Annotated in this window: 13 protein-coding genes; 11 read left to right on the forward strand and 2 right to left on the reverse strand. The window is 64.5% G+C overall.

Features of this window, described 5'->3' with window-relative positions; translation table 11 throughout:
* Positions 1 to 173: 173 nt before the first annotated feature.
* From aspA to H0I86_RS31110, 9 genes are all read left to right on the forward strand, one after another.
* Positions 174 to 1,598 (forward strand): aspartate ammonia-lyase, encoded by a 1,425-nt coding sequence (aspA, locus tag H0I86_RS31070; RefSeq protein ID WP_007928510.1) that lies wholly within the window; start codon positions 174 to 176, stop codon positions 1,596 to 1,598.
* A gap of 463 nt (positions 1,599 to 2,061) precedes the next feature.
* Positions 2,062 to 2,787: a hypothetical protein gene (locus H0I86_RS31075; protein ID WP_180923295.1), complete on the forward strand. Its 726-nt coding sequence runs from the start codon at positions 2,062 to 2,064 to the stop codon at positions 2,785 to 2,787.
* 75 nt (positions 2,788 to 2,862) lie between these two features.
* Positions 2,863 to 3,522: a hypothetical protein gene (locus H0I86_RS31080; RefSeq protein ID WP_180923296.1), complete on the forward strand. Its 660-nt coding sequence runs from the start codon at positions 2,863 to 2,865 to the stop codon at positions 3,520 to 3,522.
* A 710-nt stretch (positions 3,523 to 4,232) separates the two neighbouring features.
* On the forward strand, positions 4,233 to 5,678 hold the full coding sequence (locus H0I86_RS31085) for an alanine/glycine:cation symporter family protein (protein ID WP_180923297.1): 1,446 nt from the start codon (positions 4,233 to 4,235) through the stop codon (positions 5,676 to 5,678).
* Positions 5,679 to 5,777: 99 nt separating this feature from the next.
* Entirely contained in the window at positions 5,778 to 6,779 is a 1,002-nt protein-coding gene (locus H0I86_RS31090) for an asparaginase (RefSeq protein ID WP_180923298.1), read from the forward strand.
* Positions 6,780 to 6,990: 211 nt separating this feature from the next.
* Entirely contained in the window at positions 6,991 to 7,983 is a 993-nt protein-coding gene (locus tag H0I86_RS31095; protein WP_180923299.1) for an AraC family transcriptional regulator, read from the forward strand.
* Positions 7,984 to 8,054: 71 nt separating this feature from the next.
* Positions 8,055 to 9,974, forward strand: a complete 1,920-nt coding sequence (locus H0I86_RS31100; protein ID WP_180923300.1) for an ankyrin repeat domain-containing protein — start codon at positions 8,055 to 8,057, stop codon at positions 9,972 to 9,974.
* A gap of 161 nt (positions 9,975 to 10,135) precedes the next feature.
* Complete coding sequence (locus tag H0I86_RS31105; protein WP_180923301.1) at positions 10,136 to 11,167, forward strand: histone deacetylase family protein; 1,032 nt, start codon at positions 10,136 to 10,138, stop codon at positions 11,165 to 11,167.
* Between the two features lie 14 nt (positions 11,168 to 11,181).
* Entirely contained in the window at positions 11,182 to 12,282 is a 1,101-nt protein-coding gene (locus tag H0I86_RS31110; RefSeq protein ID WP_180923302.1) for a polyamine ABC transporter substrate-binding protein, read from the forward strand.
* Positions 12,283 to 12,322: 40 nt separating this feature from the next.
* Here the strand turns inward: H0I86_RS31110 and H0I86_RS31115 are convergent, their stop codons facing one another.
* Positions 12,323 to 13,534, reverse strand: a complete 1,212-nt coding sequence (locus tag H0I86_RS31115) for a YeeE/YedE family protein (RefSeq protein WP_180923303.1) — start codon at positions 13,532 to 13,534, stop codon at positions 12,323 to 12,325.
* A gap of 39 nt (positions 13,535 to 13,573) precedes the next feature.
* A complete protein-coding gene (gene pdxR / locus H0I86_RS31120; protein WP_180923304.1) occupies positions 13,574 to 15,136 on the reverse strand; it encodes a MocR-like pyridoxine biosynthesis transcription factor PdxR in 1,563 nt (520 codons plus the stop codon).
* Between the two features lie 124 nt (positions 15,137 to 15,260).
* Between pdxR and H0I86_RS31125 the strand changes: the two genes are divergently transcribed.
* Together H0I86_RS31125 and H0I86_RS31130 are read left to right on the forward strand one after the other, a co-directional pair.
* Complete coding sequence (locus H0I86_RS31125; protein WP_180923305.1) at positions 15,261 to 15,896, forward strand: FMN-binding negative transcriptional regulator; 636 nt, start codon at positions 15,261 to 15,263, stop codon at positions 15,894 to 15,896.
* On the forward strand, positions 15,893 to 16,339 hold the full coding sequence (locus H0I86_RS31130; RefSeq protein WP_180923306.1) for a GNAT family N-acetyltransferase: 447 nt from the start codon (positions 15,893 to 15,895) through the stop codon (positions 16,337 to 16,339). Before H0I86_RS31125 ends, H0I86_RS31130 begins: the two co-directional genes overlap by 4 nt.
* The last annotated feature ends 2 nt before the right edge of the window (positions 16,340 to 16,341 follow it).

A 16,341-nucleotide genomic window follows, 5' to 3' on the forward strand; every position in this document is an offset into this window, starting at 1 on the left:
CCCGGGGAACGCACCATTTTAGGTCACACGCTTGCCACGCAAGCGGCGTCACACGGGCATTATGCCGTTTATGCATAGGCCAGTGTTTAACAGCATTGGCCCAAATTTCCCCACAGGCCTAGGATTCGCAGCGTTCCGGCACAGACCGGGTCCATATCGAGATGATTTCTATCATGTCCTCCGCTGCATCTTTCCGCACAGAAAAAGACCTGCTTGGCGTACTCGAAGTACCTGCCCAAGCGTATTACGGCATCCAGACCCTGCGAGCGGTGAACAACTTCCGCCTCTCCGGTGTTCCGATTTCGCACTACCCAAAACTGGTCGTGGCCCTGGCAATGGTCAAGCAGGCAGCTGCTGACGCCAACCGCGAGCTGGGTCACCTGAGCGAAGCCAAGCACGCTGCCATCAGCGAAGCCTGTGCCCGTCTGATCCGCGGCGATTTCCACGAAGAGTTCGTGGTGGACATGATTCAAGGCGGCGCTGGCACTTCGACCAACATGAATGCCAACGAAGTCATCGCCAACATCGCGCTGGAGGCCATGGGCCACAGCAAGGGCGAATACCAGTACCTACACCCGAACAACGACGTGAACATGGCGCAGTCGACCAACGACGCCTACCCGACCGCGATCCGCCTGGGTCTGCTGCTGGGCCACGACGCGCTGCTGGCCAGCCTCGACAGCCTGATCCAGTCGTTCGCCGCCAAGGGTGAAGAATTCAGCCACGTCCTGAAGATGGGCCGTACCCAGCTGCAAGACGCCGTGCCAATGACCCTGGGCCAGGAGTTCCGTGCCTTCGCCACCACCCTGAGCGAAGACCTGGCCCGCCTGAAGACTCTGGCGCCTGAGGTGCTGACCGAAGTGAACCTGGGCGGTACCGCCATCGGTACCGGCATCAACGCCGACCCGCGTTACCAGGCCCTTGCCGTTCAGCGCCTGGCCACCATCAGCGGCCAGCCGCTGGTACCGGCCGCCGACCTGATCGAAGCCACCTCCGACATGGGCGCCTTCGTGCTGTTCTCCGGCATGCTCAAGCGCACCGCGGTCAAGCTGTCGAAGATCTGCAACGACCTGCGCCTGCTATCCAGCGGCCCACGCACCGGGATCAACGAAATCAACCTGCCAGCGCGTCAGCCAGGCAGCTCGATCATGCCCGGCAAGGTCAACCCGGTGATCCCGGAAGCGGTCAACCAGGTGGCGTTCCAGATCATCGGCAACGACCTGGCCCTGACCATCGCGGCCGAAGGCGGCCAGCTGCAACTGAACGTGATGGAGCCGCTGATCGCCTTCAAGATCTTCGACTCGATCCGCCTGCTGCAACGCGCCATGGACATGCTGCGCGAGCACTGCATCACCGGCATCACCGCCAACGAGCAGCGCTGCCGCGAACTGGTCGAGCATTCGATCGGCCTGGTCACCGCGCTGAACCCGTACATCGGCTATGAAAACGCCACCCGTATCGCCCGCATCGCCCTGGAAAGCGGCCGCGGCGTACTGGAACTGGTGCGCGAAGAAGGCTTGCTCGACGACGCCATGCTCGCCGACATCCTGCGCCCGGAAAACATGATTGCCCCGCGTCTGGTCCCGCTCAAAGCCTGACCAACGCCCGCCCTGGCGACAGGGCACCGCTCACCAGGTCGAGGGACTAGACACCTCTCACCTTTTGAGGGCTTGGAGTTCTTCTCCAAGCCCTTTTTTTGCCTGCTGGAAACGGCCTGCCGTTTTCCCATCGACGCTCTTCGTCCTTGAAATCGCCACGCCCGCTTCGCGGCCGATCGCAGCCTGCGGCAGCGGCTACACCAACGCACTTCATCAGCATTAAGATCGCCGCATCCCTCCGACCGATCACTACCCACGACACCATCGATCCTGGATCGACATTGGCCCGTAGCCACTGCCGAGCCCGCGAGGCTGCGATCGCTCTGGGCGGCACTCCGTCGCAGGGGCCGCAAAACCTGACAGCACAATCTGCCTGGCAAACCACTCGCTTTAAACAAGCACACTCCCCCGACGCGGAGGATAATCGGCCTCCCGCCCAATCAGACACCGAGGCACGCCGTCGATGGACCCGACGCAAATCCAGGCGATACAGCAACTGCGCAGCTTGATCCCCGTAAGCCTGCGCCATGCCCAGGCCTTGCTCGAACGCTGTGCAGGCAACCCCCAGCAGGCCGCCGAGCACTACAAGAACGAGCTGCTGCAAGTGCTGGCGAGCAAGTCCGGGCTGCCTCTGGAGCAAGTCCGGGAGCCGCTGCACAACGCCGACTATGACCTGGGCCGCGCCTTGAGCGCTATTGAAGAGGCGCGCTTCACCCTGACCCAACGCATCCTGCGCAAACATCATCGAGACAAGGGCCGGGCCCTGGACCTGATCGCCCAGGCCATAGAAGTCGCCGAGCAACTACAACGACAGTACTGGCTGGCCTTCGAGCAGCTGGAACGGCTGGCACCGGCGCCGCGCTGTTTCATGGTGCTCCACGAGTGGCTGGCCTTTGAGGGCTGGGAAGGCTTTGACAGCGCCCTGCACTTTCACCTGCCCCAGGCCATCGCCCAATTCCGGCACCTGCGACTGGACGCCCTGGCGGACACCCTGGAACAGGCCGATCAGCGACAGAAACACCTGAGGGCGAGCCATGCCGGGAGCGACAGCCCTAGCGCGCTGGCCGTACGAGTCAATCAGGATCCGCTCTTCAACAGCCACCAGGACGCCTACAACCGCTACCGACCGCAACTCGACGAGCGCCTGTTCGAGTGGGTGGAACAGCATGTATGGCAGTTTCCAGCCTGAGCGGCGAGCGGCCGGGCTTTGCCCAAACCGCTAGACTGCCGCCCTTAACCGAACATGGACATCGGAATCAGCCCCATGGAACTGCTGTTCAGCATCACTCCCGCCCACACCGAAATCAGGCTCGCCGAAAAGCTGCGGCAGGAAATGCTCAAGCACGATCAGCAGCAGGCGCGGATCATGGGCCGCGTCGCCCACTGGCAGAGCCGCCTGCTCGGCCCCCTGATGCTCGTCCTGTGCCTGGTCGCCGCCGTCCTGGCGATCTATTTCCCCGAGCGGCGCTTCACGCCAGAGAAGGTCGTCGCCCTGATGCTGTTCGCGCTGATCTTCATCCCGCTCTGGTGGCGCTATTCCGGGCGCTGGCTCCAGCACCTGCAAACCCGTATCGCCGCCAACCAGACCAAGCCGCGCGCATCGTTGCGTGGGCTGAATCAACGCTTGATCGAGTCCAGGTTGCGCGCGCCCCTGAAGGCCGCCGAAGGCACTTATTGCCTGACCTTCGACGACCAAGACTTTACGTTGAGCAATGCCAAGGGAGGCAAAAGTGCGCTGGCCTGGGAGCAGATCGTGCACCTGCGGGAAACTCCCGACTTCTATGCCGTGGCCTGCGTCGAGCTGGAACATAAGGGCCTGGCCTATCGCATCGCCAAGCACAGCGACCTCATGCGGCCCCAGGAGTATCAACAAGGACTGCAACAGTTCTTGAGCAAATGCCCGGTAACCCCCGAGTCGATCTGATCCCACTTGCAGGTACTTTCCTTGAGGACCATAAACGTCCTCAAGGCCTCTTTTTTCCCCTAATAAACCAACATCTGCCTGCGTTTTCGGCTGTAAGAGCCGGCGCCTGGTGCTGGATCTCCAGTCCGCTACGTAATAGCTATGTAACTGTTACGTAATCGCTACGTAATCGTTGCCAGGCACAGGCTGTATGAACGGTATGTAACCGTTGCGTAGCCGCTGCCGAGCTTGCGAGGCTGCGATCGGTACCGTAGGGACCGTAATCCAGGCGTTGCAGCACATCGGCCGAATCGCGCCGGCAGGTTTTGCAATCGCTTCGCAGACTCGCGATAGCCGCAAAGCGGCGCTTCACCAGCCCCGCCGCGTCATCGTTGACGCCCATCCCAGCCCATCGGCCGCGCCTGCGCAAAGCGCGCCGAGGCGCTCGCGCAAGAACCGATTCAGCCCCTTTCCCCGCCTGCCGTTCCTCGGCTCGACGCGCAACATGCAGACGGCGGGCGCGCGCACCGGTATAGTGCGCCCCCTCTTCACGTGGGCAGCCGTCGGTAATGAGGCTCAACCTCACGGGGAACCCGAACTAATAACAACCCGCGAATTGGAACCGGGACGAACACTCGCCCCACCTGTCGTGCTGCCTGCGCGACGGTGTGTAACGCGATATTTCGGACCACCCAGCTTCTGCCTTTACAAAAAACAGCGAGGAATACTCCATGCTCGAAGTCATCAACGACTTCCTCTCAGGGAAAGTACTGATCGTGCTCATTGTCGGGCTCGGTAGCTACTTCACGATCCGCTCGCGTTTCGTTCAATTGCGCCACTTCTTCCACATGTTCGCGGTGTTCCGCGACAGCCTCAAAGGCAGCGCCGGACAACTCAGCTCGTTCCAGGCCCTGATGCTCAGCCTTGCCGGCCGCGTCGGTGCAGGCAACATCGCCGGGGTCGGCATCGCCGTGACCCTCGGTGGTCCGGGTGCGGTGTTCTGGATGTGGGTGACCGCACTGGTCGGCATGTCCAGCAGCTTCTTCGAATGCACCCTGGCCCAGGTCTACAAGCGCGCCGATGGCGACGGCCTGTACCGTGGCGGCCCGGCTTACTACATCCAGCACGGCCTCAAGCTCAAAGGCATGGCGGTGGTGTTCTCGATCCTGCTGCTGGTCACCTACGGCTTCGCCTTCATTGGCCTGCAGTCCTACACCGTGACCCACTCGCTGCAGAACGCCTTTGCTTTTGACCCGCAACACACCGGTATCGTCCTGGCAGTGCTGCTGGCCATCACCTTCATCGGCGGCATCAAGCGCATCGCCTCGGTGTCCGACCTGTTGGTACCGATCAAGACCCTGGCCTATATCGGCGTGACCCTGTACGTGATCGGCACCCAGATCGAACACGTGCCAGCCATGCTGGAAACCATCTTCAAGAGCGCCTTCGGTCTCGACCCGGCCTTCGGCGGCCTGCTCGGCAGCGCCATCATCATGGGCGTGAAGCGTGGTGTGTTCGCCAACGAAGCGGGCCTGGGCAGTGCGCCGAACGTCGCCGCCGTGGCCGCCGTGAAGCACCCCGGCGCCCAAGGTGTGGTCCAGGCCTTCAGCGTGTTCCTCGACACCTTCGTGATCTGCACCTGCACCGCGCTGCTGATCCTGCTGTCGGGCTTCTACACCCCGGGCTTCGAAGGTGACGGCATCGTCCTGACCCAGAACTCGCTGGCCGCCGTGGTCGGTGACTGGGGCCGCATGTTCGTCAGCGTCGCACTGTCGCTGTTCGTCTTCACTTGCATCCTCTACAACTACTACCTGGGCGAGAACAGCCTGCAGTTCCTCACCCGCAACCGCGCTGCGCTGATGACTTTCCGCGGCCTGGTGCTGGCGCTGGTGGTCTGGGGTTCGATGCAGGACCTTTCGACCGTGTTCGCCTTCGCCGACATCACCATGACCTGCCTGGCCTTCGTCAACCTGGTAGCCCTGGCCATGCTGTTCAAGGTCGGCCTGCGCGTAATGCGCGACTACGACGAGCAGCGCCGCGCCGGCGTCAACCAGCCTGTGTTCGACTCCAGCAAATTTACCGATCTGGACCTGGACCTGAAGGCCTGGCCGACCAGCCCGTCGGTTGCTGTCAAGGCTGACGCTCAGCCGCAAGGCATTCCCGCAGCGCAACGCTGATCGGTCAGAGTCGGGCGCGATGCCTCGCGCCCGACGTGACACACCCTGCGGTCGGCGTCATGCTCGACCGCACGCTGTCATCGTTCCGGAGACTCCCCAATGAATGCCAACACCTACCCTGCCGCGCAGAACGTCATGGTGCTCTACACCGGCGGCACCATCGGCATGCAGGCCAGCGCCCATGGCCTGGCCCCGGCCTCGGGTTTCGAGGCGCGGATGCACGAATATCTGCACAGCCAGCCCGAGCTGGTGGTGCCCAACTGGCGCTTTCGCGAGATGGCGCCGCTGATCGACAGCGCCAACATGACCCCCGCCTACTGGCAGCGCCTGCGCGAAGCCGTGGTCGATGCGGTCGACGAGGGCTGCGACAGCGTGCTGATCCTGCACGGCACCGACACCCTGGCCTACAGCGCCGCGGCCATGAGCTTCCAACTGCTTGGCCTGCACGCCCGCGTGGTGTTCACCGGCTCGATGCTGCCGGCCGGCGTGACCGACAGCGATGCCTGGGAAAACCTCGGCGGCGCACTGGTCGCCCTCGGCCAGGGCCTGGCCCCGGGCGTGCACCTGTACTTCCACGGCGAACTGCTGGCGCCGACCCGCTGCGCGAAAATCCGCAGCTTCGGCCGTCATCCGTTCGCGGCCTTGCAGCGCCAAGGCGGCGCAGCCAAGGCGACGTCGATTCCACCGCAGCTGGATTACCGCCAGGGCAAGCAACTGGCCAAGGTCGGCGTATTGCCGCTGGTGCCGGGGATCGCCGCCGAACAGCTCGACGCCCTGCTGGGCAGCGGCATCCAGGCGCTGGTGCTGGAGTGCTTCGGCAGCGGCACCGGGCCGAGCGACAACCCGCAGTTCCTGGCCAGCCTGCAACGCGCCCGGGAACAGGGCATCGTGGTCGTGGCCATCACCCAATGCCATGAAGGCGGCGTGGAGCTGGACATCTACGAAGCCGGCAGCCGCCTGCGCGGCGTCGGCGTGCTGTCCGGCGGCGGCATGACCCGCGAAGCGGCGTTCGGCAAGCTCAACGCCCTGCTCGGCGCCGGCCTGGACACCGCCGAAGTGCGGCGCCTGGTGGAGCTGGACCTGTGTGGTGAACTGAGCTGACCCTTCCCCTCGCTCCTACAGAAATACGCGTTCCTCTGTGGGAGCGGCCGGTCGACGCTCGATTGCCCGCGATAGCCGCAAAGCGGCGGTCCAACAGTCACACCGCAGCGTCGTTGGAATTCATCGCGAGCAAGCTTCGCTCCTACAGAAGATCACGCAGCGCGGCATACAAATTGCTCCGTTTTCAGCATCCCCCGGGCTGGAAACGGACATGCTGCATTCCCACCTCACCACCCTCAACGCCGTCTCGCTGGTGCTCAATACCTTCAAGGACCAGGGCCAGGACAGCGACGCGCTGCTGGCTGGCAGCGGCATCAACGCCGCCGACCTGAGCCGCGCCGACACCCGCATCACCACCAACCAGGAAATGCTGGTGTGCGCCAACGCCGTGGCCCTGCAACGGGATATCGGCCTGGAACTGGGCCGGCGCATGCACGTTTCCAGCTACGGCATGCTCGGTTATGCCCTGCTCACCAGTGCCACCTTAGGTGACGCTTTGCGCCTGGCGCTGCGTTATCCGGCGCTGTTGGGAACACTTTTCGAGCTGAGCCTGGAAGCAGACGGCGAGCTGATCTGGCTGACCGCCGCGGATTACCGCGAGAACCCGGCGCTGGCGACCTTCAATATCGAGTTCTGCCTGGTGTCGATGAAAGTCATCTGCGACGACCTGCTGGGCCATCCGCTGCCCTTGCGCGGCGCCCGCTTCGACTACCCCGCGCCCGATTACCAGCGCCGCTACGCCGAGCGCTTCGACTGCCCGTTGCAATTCGATGCGGTCTCCAACGCCTTCGCCTTCGACCGGCGCTGGCTCGAGCAGCCGCTGCCCCTGGCGGACGCCATCACCCACCAGGCCATGGCCGAACGCTGCCGCAAGCAGAACACCGAATTCACCGGGCGCCAGGCCTGGCTGGGGCGCATCCGCCAACTGCTGGCGGCGCAACTGGACGCCGCGCCGGGCCTGGAAGGCCTGGCCGAACAGATGAACTGCTCGGCCCGCACCCTGCGCCGGCACCTCAAGGACCTGGGTTGCAGCTATCAGGAACTGCTCGACGAGCTGCGTTTCGAGCGGGCCAAGCAGATGCTCTGCGAGGACGACCTGCCGATCTACCGCATCGCCGAGGCCCTGGGCTTCAGCGAAACCGCGAGCTTCCGCCATGCCTTCGTGCGCTGGAGCGGCGTCGCCCCCAGCCAGTTCCGGCCCTGACACAAACCCCGGCATAAAGCCGCCGATTGCATTACATTGCCGGCCTTTCATACCGGCAAGGGACTGCAATCTTGAAACTCTTTACAGGCGCTGTTGCCAGGCACAACCGCTTTTACGGGATCTGCCTGACGCTGCTGATGCTCGCTGTCGCACCCGCCGCCCAGGCATTCGACCTGGACCTGGCCAAGATCAAATGGTGGCAAGTCTCCCGCGGCATTGTCCTGGACGAACCGGAAACCGCCACCCTGCAGATCAAGCCGTTCCCCCTGCCCGGCCTTGTGCAGCTTCCGGCGCGGATCGTGCTCAGCCAGTACCGTGGGCTGTTTTATCTCAATGCCTATCAGGACGCGCAGTATCAGCAGCGCATCTACAAATCGCCGCCCTTGCCGCTGTTCAGCCCCGAGGAACTGCGGGCCTGCGTCTCGCCGGACGACCCGATCCAGGTCTCGGACAACTGGCCACCCAGCAATCAACTCGAAGTCGGGCTGAGCCTGACACCCTTGAGCTTCAACTGCATCAGCCCGGACTGGCAGCTCAGCCAACGTTATCTGTTGATCGACCAACGTTACCCACAACAGCCGATGCTGGCCATCAGTCACCGCCGCGACCTGACCCAGATGGATTTCACCCCGCTGCAACCGATCGGTAGCGAGATCGAGCAACAGTGGTTGTACGCCCTGCAGCGTTTTCCCCAGTGGTTCCGGCCCTTCAGCAGCGGCACGGGCCCGATCACCTTCAATGCCTATTCGCCAGCGGCCACGGCGGATGACGTCTGGACCCGGTTCCGCGAACTCCACGAGCAACTGCGCAAAGCCAAGGACAAAGGGCCAGGCCTTCGCCGGGTGGAAGATTTCTTCGCCGCCCATGACTTTCGCACCATCGCCCAGGACCGCAGCGAATACCCGGGCCTGCTCAACGACATCGCCTACTGGACCAGCGAGGCCGGCCAGCTGAAAACCGCCCGCCCCTGGCTGCTGGAGGTGCTGCGCCGGGAACCCGGGCGCATGCCGACCTACCTCAACCTGGTCGACCTGGACTGGGCCCAGTTCGAACAACGGCCGCTGGACAACATCCACCAGGGCCGCGCCATCGAACGCTATCGGCTGTATTGCGGCATGCGCCTGCAACGCCAGCTGAGCGTGCCGCCGCGGGTACTTCAGCGCCTGGGCCTGAAATCTGCCAACCCGCAGGCATGCCAGGGCTTCTGGCCGCTGGTGGCCGCCGTGGATGCCGGCGACGAAGCCGAGGTCCGGCGCTTGCTGGCCAGCGGCGTCAGCGGCGAAGTCATGGCCGATGACGGGCGCAGCGCGCTGCTGCACGCCCTGGACGCGCCAAACCTGGAGATCGCCCGACTGCTGCTGGCCCACGGCGCCCATACCAGCGGCCAGTACAAATGGACCACCCTGGCCCTGCAGGCCATGGAGCGCGACCTCAAGGACAGCCCTGACCTGAACCAGGGCGGGCGCCTGAAGTTCCTGCTGGAAGCCGGCGTCGCCATCGACGAGCAAAACAGCCGGGGCTACACCCCGCTGATGCAACTGGCCGAGCAGAAGCGCAACCTCGAAGGCTTCACCTGGCTGCTGCAACACCCGCAGAACCTCGAACTGCGGACCGTGGATGACAACGAAACCGCACTGTACCGGGCGTTCTGGGGAAACAACTACACGGCCATGAGGCAACTGATCGAAGCCGGTGCCAATCTCAACCTGAACTACGGTCGTGGCACCTGCTCCAACCAGCAACCCGGCGGCCAGAGCCTGCTGACGTTCGTCGCCGACAAGACCTCCGCCGACGACAAGTCACCCACTGTCAGCCAGCAGGAGACCCTGGACATGTTCACCCTGCTGCTGGAGAAAGGCGCCGATCCGAATGCCGGCCAGCGTTGCGAGAAAAACGGCCGCATCCTGCTACTGGGTATCCTCGCCCGGAAAAAACGCGAAGACATGCTTCAGGTGCTGCAGCGTTTCACTCAAGCGCCGCCCGCAAGCTGAACCCGCTGGCGCCCCGCGATGGGGCGCCGTGCCGTTTCAAGGGGCGAATTTCGGACACAGGTTTTGGCCATATCGATCCCCTTTTGGCCGCTCCTGCCGTTCTCCAAAAGGCCCGGCGCCGCAAGACTGTGAGCACCGAACCAGCCTGCGGAGAACAAGAAATGCTGACGATCTACTCGGACGATCACCACCTGCACCACGGCCGCTGCGAACTGATCGACGGGCAGCTGATGCCCTGCTTCGAAATGCCGTCGCGCGCCGATCATGTGCTGGACCGCGTGAAATATCGCAACCTGGGCCCGGTCGAGGCGCCCAAGGACTTCGGCCTGGGGCCGATCGAACGTATCCACAGCCGCGCCTACCTGGATTTCTTCAAGGGCGCCTGGGACCGCTGGGCGGCCCAGGGCATCGACGGCGACCTGCTGCCCTACACCTGGCCGGCGCGCACCCTGCGCAGCGTGATCCCCACCAGCCTGCACGGCCAGCTCGGCTACTACAGCTTCGACGGCGGCGCGCCGATCACCGCCGGCACCTGGCAGGCGGCCTACAGTGCCGCGCAAGTCGCCCTGACCGCCCAGGCGGTGATCCAGCGCGGCGCGCGCAGTGCCTTCGCCCTGTGCCGTCCGCCGGGACACCATGCCGCCGGCGACCTGATGGGCGGCTACTGCTACCTGAACAACGCGGCCATCGCCGCCCAGGCCTTCCTCGACCAGGGCCACAAGAAGGTCGCGATCCTCGACGTCGACTACCACCACGGCAACGGCACCCAGTCGATTTTCTACGCGCGCAACGACGTGCTGTTCACCTCGATCCACGGCCACCCGGAAGCCGAATTCCCGTTCTTCCTGGGCTACGCGGACGAGCTCGGCGAAGGCGCAGGCGTTGGCTTCAACTTCAACTACCCCCTGCCCGCCGGCAGTGGCTGGGACAGCTGGAGCGCGGCGCTGGAACAGGCCTGCGAGGAAATCCGCCGTTATGGCGCCGACATCGTCGTGGTGTCGCTGGGCGTGGACACCTTCAAGGACGACCCGATCTCGCAGTTCAAGCTCGACAGCCCGGACTACCTGGCCATGGGGCAACGCATCGCCGCCCTGGGCACGCCGACGCTGTTCGTCATGGAAGGCGGCTACGCGGTGGAAGAGATCGGCATCAATGCCGTGAACGTTCTCGAAGGCTTTCAAAGCGCCCAGTGAAGGAAACCCGCAACATGAACAGGCTCAAAAGCTACATCGCGCCCGCGCTCTGCGCGGCGCTGCTGGGCGGTGCCGCACAGGCCGAAGAACGCACCCTGCGCGTCTACAACTGGTTCGACTACATCACCCCCAAGGCCCTGGAAGACTTCAAGGCCGAGAACAGCCAGGTCAAGCTGGTCTACGACATCTTCGACACCAACGAGGCGCTGGAGGCCAAGCTGCTGACCGGCAACTCCGGCTACGACGTGGTGGTGCCGTCCAACGTGTTCCTCGCCAAGCAGATCGAGGCCGGGGTGTTCCAGTCGCTGGACCGTAGCAAGCTGCCGAACTGGAACCACCTCGATCCCAAGCTGATGAAGCTGATCGAGGCCAACGACCCGGGCAATAAGTTCGCCGTGCCCTACATGTACGGCACCATCCTGATCGGCTTCAACCCAGCCAAGGTCAAGGCCGCCCTCGGCGAGAACGCGCCGGTGGACAGCTGGGACCTGATCTTCAAGGAAGAGAACATCAGCAAGCTCAAGCAGTGCGGCGTGGCCCTGCTCGACTCGCCGTCGGAGATCCTGCCGCTGGCCCTGCAGCACCTGGGCCTGGACCCCAACAGCAAGCAGCCGGCGGACTACGCCAAGGCCGAAGCGCTGCTGCTGAAGATCCGCCCCTACGTCACCTACTTCCACTCGTCCAAGTACATGGCCAACATCGCCAACGGCGACATCTGCGTGGCGGTGGGGTACTCCGGCAGCTTCTCCCAGGCCGCCAACCGCGCCAAGGAAGCCAAGAACGGTGTGGTGGTGGACATGCGCCTGCCCAAGGAAGGGGCGCCGATCTGGTTCGACATGCTGGCGATCCCCAAAGGCGCGAAGAACCCGGACGATGCCTACGGCTTCATCAACTACCTGCTGCAACCCAAGGTGATCGCCCCGGTCAGCGACTTCGTCGGCTACCCGAACCCGAACAAGGACGCCACCGAGCTGGTCGATCCGGCGATCCGCAACAACCCCAACCTGTACCCGACCGACGCAGCGATGAGCACGCTGTACACCCTGCAGCCGCTGCCCCGCGATGCGGAGCGGGCCCGGACCCGGGCCTGGACCAAGATCAAGGCCGGGACCTGATTACCGGTTCTTCTGTAGGAGCTAGAAGCTCAAGGACGCTTCAACACCCCGTCAGCCCCTGCGGCTGACGTTCCTCGGCAAAGAACCACGGCCGCAGGCGCACGCCCACGCCGTTGCCGATAAAGGCCGCCACCAGCCACAACCAGCCGTGCAGGCTGCCGGAGGCGATGCCGCTGAAATAGGCGCCGATGTTGCAACCGTAGGCCAGGCGCGAACCGTAGCCCAGCAGCAAACCACCGATCACCGCCGCCACCAGCGAACGCGCGGGTATCTTCAGGCTCGGCGCGAAACGCCCGGCCAGGCCCGCCGCCAGCAAGGCGCCGAAGACGATGCCGATATCCATCACGCTGGTGATGTCCTGCCACACCGGCGCGGCCAGGGCCTTGGCGTTCGCCGCGCCCTGCCAGAACACCCAGCTGCCGGCATCCACCCCCAGCCCGCTGGCGACCTTGGCGCCCCACAGGGCAAACGCCGAGGTGATGCCCCAGGGCCGTCCGGCCAGGGCCAGGGTGGCGAAGTTCAGCAAGGCCAGGGCGACCGCGCCCCACACCAGCGGCCAAGGCCCGCGCAGCAGATGGCGCCAGCCTTGATGCGCGCTGTCGACCGGTGCTTCCAGCGCGCCGTGGCGGTTCTTTTCCAGGCGCACCGTGACCAGGGCAATCAAGGCGAACAGACCCAGGCTGAGCCCCAGCGCCGGCGCCACACCGAAACGCTGCACGATGGAAACCGGCGGCAACGACGGCAAGGCGAACCACCAGTCCACATGGTGGGTGGCGATCAGCGAGCCGCAGATGAAAAACAGCAGGGTCACCAGCATCCGCGCATTACCGCCACCCACGGTGAACAGCGTGCCGGACGCACAACCGCCGCCCAGCTGCATGCCGATACCGAAAATGAACGCACCGACAATCACCGAAACCCCGGCCGGCGCCACCAGACCCGTGACCGGCGAACCGAACAGAGTCCCTGCGCCCAGGGCCGGGAAGAACAGCAGCACCGCCAGCGCCAGCATGACCATCTGCGCCCGCAGGCCGGCTCCGCGCCGATCGCGGATGAACACCCGCCAGGCCGAAGTGAAACCAAAGGCGGCGTGATACAGGGTCAGGCCCAGGGCCGCGCCCAGCAGCAACAGCCACACCTGGCGCGAGCCGACCTGGGCCTGCAGGAATACAGCGCCGGCCAGCAGCACGATCAAAGCGAACAAGGGCACACCGGACTTGCGTTCGGGCACCGCAAAAAGAGTCAGGCTCATAAGGGTTCTCGGCAAAGACAATGGCCGCGAGTATAGCCGTCACACGCCCCAGGCCCGACGCAGACGCTCCAGGGCACAGGCGATAGCGGCCTCGGGCACCGCGGCAAAACCCAGCACCAGCCCGGCGCGCGGGTCCTGTGGCAGCGGCGAATCCGGCAGCCAGTAGTTGCTCAGGCCATTGATCTCGACATCCACCGCCGCGGCCTGCGCCACCAGTTCCTGCTCCCGGGCCAGGCTGTCCACCGGAATCGTCAGGTGCAGGCCCGCCGCCACGTTCGGTAACGTGCCCACCCCGGGGATATCCACAGGCCAGCCGGCCAGCAAGGCATCGCGCCGGCTCAAGGCGGCGCGGCGCATGCGCCGGATATGCCGCTGGAAATGCCCGGCGGCCATGAATTCGGCCATCACCGCCTGGGTGCTGACCTCGGAATGGCGCACATCCACCGCCCGGCGCTGGGCGAAGGGCTGCACCAGCGCCGGCGGCAACACCAGGTAACCCAGGCGCAAGGCCGGGAACGCGACCTTGCCGAAAGTGCCGACATACAGCACCCGGCCCTGCCGGTCGAGGGCCGCCAAGGGTGCCAGCGGTGCCCCGCTGTAGCGGTACTCGCCGTCATAGTCATCCTCGACTATCCAGCCGTTGGTGCGCTCGGCCCAGGCCAGCAGTTCCAGGCGCCGGGCCAGGCTCAGGGTCACCCCCGTGGGGTACTGGTGGGACGGCGTGACATAGGCCAGGCGACAGTCGCTCAGACTCGCCAGGGCTGCGCAGTCGAAGCCCTCGTTATCCACCGCTACCCCGTGCAGGCGCGCGCCGGCAATCGCGAAGGCATGCCCCGCCGCCCGATAGCCGGGGTTTTCCACAGCCACGCCGTCGCCAGGGTTCACCAGCAACTGTGCACAAAGGCTTATGCCCTGTTGTGCACCACTGGTGATCACAATTTGTTCAGCGCTGCACTGCATGCCGCGCGAACTGCGCAGGTAGGCCGCGATCAATCCGCGCAGACGCTCTTCGCCGGCCGAATCGCCATAACACAGCTGACCCAGATCCGGCTTGCGCCAGAAAGCCGCATTCAGCTTGGCCCAGACCTCGAACGGGAACAGGTCGAAGGCCGGAATCCCCACCCGGAAAGCCCGTGGCGGACCGCTTTGCGGAGTCGACAGATGATGCTGCTCGACCCGCTCCAACGCCTCGCTGTGGATAACTTTACTGGATGTAATCCCAGGTAAATTCGCGCTTTTTGTGGATAACCCTGTGGGTAAGCCTGGTGATAACCCTGTGGATATTTTTGTGGATAAATTTTTTACCGCCTTTTTGATCGGCAATCGGCTCTCGGGCAATTGCGCCACATAGGTGCCATCGCCGACCCGACCTTCGATAAAACCTTCGGCGTACAGCTGGTCGTAGGCGCGCACCACGCTGTTGCGGGAAATCTCCAGGGCCGCCGCCAGGTCGCGGCTGGCCGGCAGGCGCGTACCGCTGGCCAGTCGGCCGTCCAGCACCCGCTGGCGCAACGCCTGGTACAGCTGGCGGCTAAGGCCCTGGCTGCGGTCCAGCTCGATACCGGCGGGGTTGAAGGAAAGCGGCAATGTCAGGCTGTTCATGGGCTTGCCCCTCTGAGCGACGGGATAGGGCGATCAAATGGATCTATGAAAATGACCAAAGATGGCTCTTACAACAGACCAATAGCCTGCCTAGGATGCAGCCATTCGCCAAGGATATTTTTCCATGTACCTACCCCGCGCTTTCGCCGAAGAAGACCTGCCCACCCTGCACCAGCTGATCGGGGAAACTCGCCTGGCCACCCTGGTGAGCTACGGGGAACGCGGCCTGCAGGCCAATCACCTGCCGCTATTGTTCGCCCCGGACCAAGGCCCGTACGGCACCCTCTACGGCCACCTGGCCAGGGCCAACCCGCAATGGCAGGAACTGGCCAGCGGCGCCGAGGCGCTGCTGATCTTCCAGGGCGCCGAGGCCTACGTCAGCCCGTCGCTGTACCCGAGCAAGGCCGAACACGGCAAGGTGGTGCCGACCTGGAACTACGTGACCGTGCATGCCTATGGCGTGGCCGAGGTGTTCCATGAGCCGCAGCGCATCCGCGAAGTGGTCAGCGCCCTGACCAATCAGCATGAAGCCGACCGCGCCAGCCCCTGGAAATTCGAGGACGCCCCCGCCGAGTTCATGGACAGCATGCTGCGCGCCATCGTCGGCTTCGCCCTGCCGATCCAGCGCCTGGAGGGCAAACGCAAACTCAGCCAGAACCGCACCGCCGCCGACATCGACGGCGTGCGCGACGGATTGGCCGCCAGCGCCGATCCCCATGACCAGAGCATTTCCCAACTGATGCGCCAGGAGCAGCCATGAGCCAGATCCAGATTCGTCCCGTCACCGCCGCTGACCACGCAGCCTGGCTGCCGCTGTGGCAGGCCTACCTGCGTTTCTACGACACCGAGCTGGCCGAGGCGGTCACCCGCAGCACCTGGCAACGCTTCCTCGATCCCGCCGAGCCGACCCACGCCGCCCTGGCCTGGGACGGCGAGCAGGCGGTGGGCATGGTGCATTTCATCTACCACCGCTCCAACTGGAGCATCGAGAACTCCTGCTACCTGCAGGACCTGCTGGTCATCCCGGAACAACGCGGCACCGGCGTCGGTCGCCATCTGATCGAGTTCGTCTACGCCACCGCCAAGGTCGACGGCTGCTGCAAGGTCCACTGGCTGACCCACGAAACCAACGCCACCGCCATCCAGCTCTACGAGCGGATCGCCGAGCGCCCCGGTTTCATTCAATTTCGCAAAGCCCTTTAAGC

Source organism: Pseudomonas chlororaphis subsp. aurantiaca (genome assembly GCF_013466605.1).
Lineage (GTDB): Bacteria > Pseudomonadota > Gammaproteobacteria > Pseudomonadales > Pseudomonadaceae > Aquipseudomonas > Aquipseudomonas chlororaphis_I.

Excerpts from the sequence above, each read along its gene's own strand:
- aspA (WP_007928510.1), top strand. The coding sequence starts at position 174 with ATGTCCTCCGCTGCATCTTTCCGCACAGAAAAAGACCTGCTTGGCGTA.
- H0I86_RS31075 (WP_180923295.1), top strand. The coding sequence starts at position 2,062 with ATGGACCCGACGCAAATCCAGGCGATACAGCAACTGCGCAGCTTGATC.
- H0I86_RS31080 (WP_180923296.1), top strand. The coding sequence starts at position 2,863 with ATGGAACTGCTGTTCAGCATCACTCCCGCCCACACCGAAATCAGGCTC.
- H0I86_RS31085 (WP_180923297.1), top strand. The coding sequence starts at position 4,233 with ATGCTCGAAGTCATCAACGACTTCCTCTCAGGGAAAGTACTGATCGTG.
- H0I86_RS31090 (WP_180923298.1), top strand. The coding sequence starts at position 5,778 with ATGAATGCCAACACCTACCCTGCCGCGCAGAACGTCATGGTGCTCTAC.
- H0I86_RS31095 (WP_180923299.1), top strand. The coding sequence starts at position 6,991 with ATGCTGCATTCCCACCTCACCACCCTCAACGCCGTCTCGCTGGTGCTC.
- H0I86_RS31105 (WP_180923301.1), top strand. The coding sequence starts at position 10,136 with ATGCTGACGATCTACTCGGACGATCACCACCTGCACCACGGCCGCTGC.
- H0I86_RS31110 (WP_180923302.1), top strand. The coding sequence starts at position 11,182 with ATGAACAGGCTCAAAAGCTACATCGCGCCCGCGCTCTGCGCGGCGCTG.
- H0I86_RS31115 (WP_180923303.1), bottom strand. The coding sequence starts at position 13,534 with ATGAGCCTGACTCTTTTTGCGGTGCCCGAACGCAAGTCCGGTGTGCCC.
- pdxR (WP_180923304.1), bottom strand. The coding sequence starts at position 15,136 with ATGAACAGCCTGACATTGCCGCTTTCCTTCAACCCCGCCGGTATCGAG.
- H0I86_RS31125 (WP_180923305.1), top strand. The coding sequence starts at position 15,261 with ATGTACCTACCCCGCGCTTTCGCCGAAGAAGACCTGCCCACCCTGCAC.
- H0I86_RS31130 (WP_180923306.1), top strand. The coding sequence starts at position 15,893 with ATGAGCCAGATCCAGATTCGTCCCGTCACCGCCGCTGACCACGCAGCC.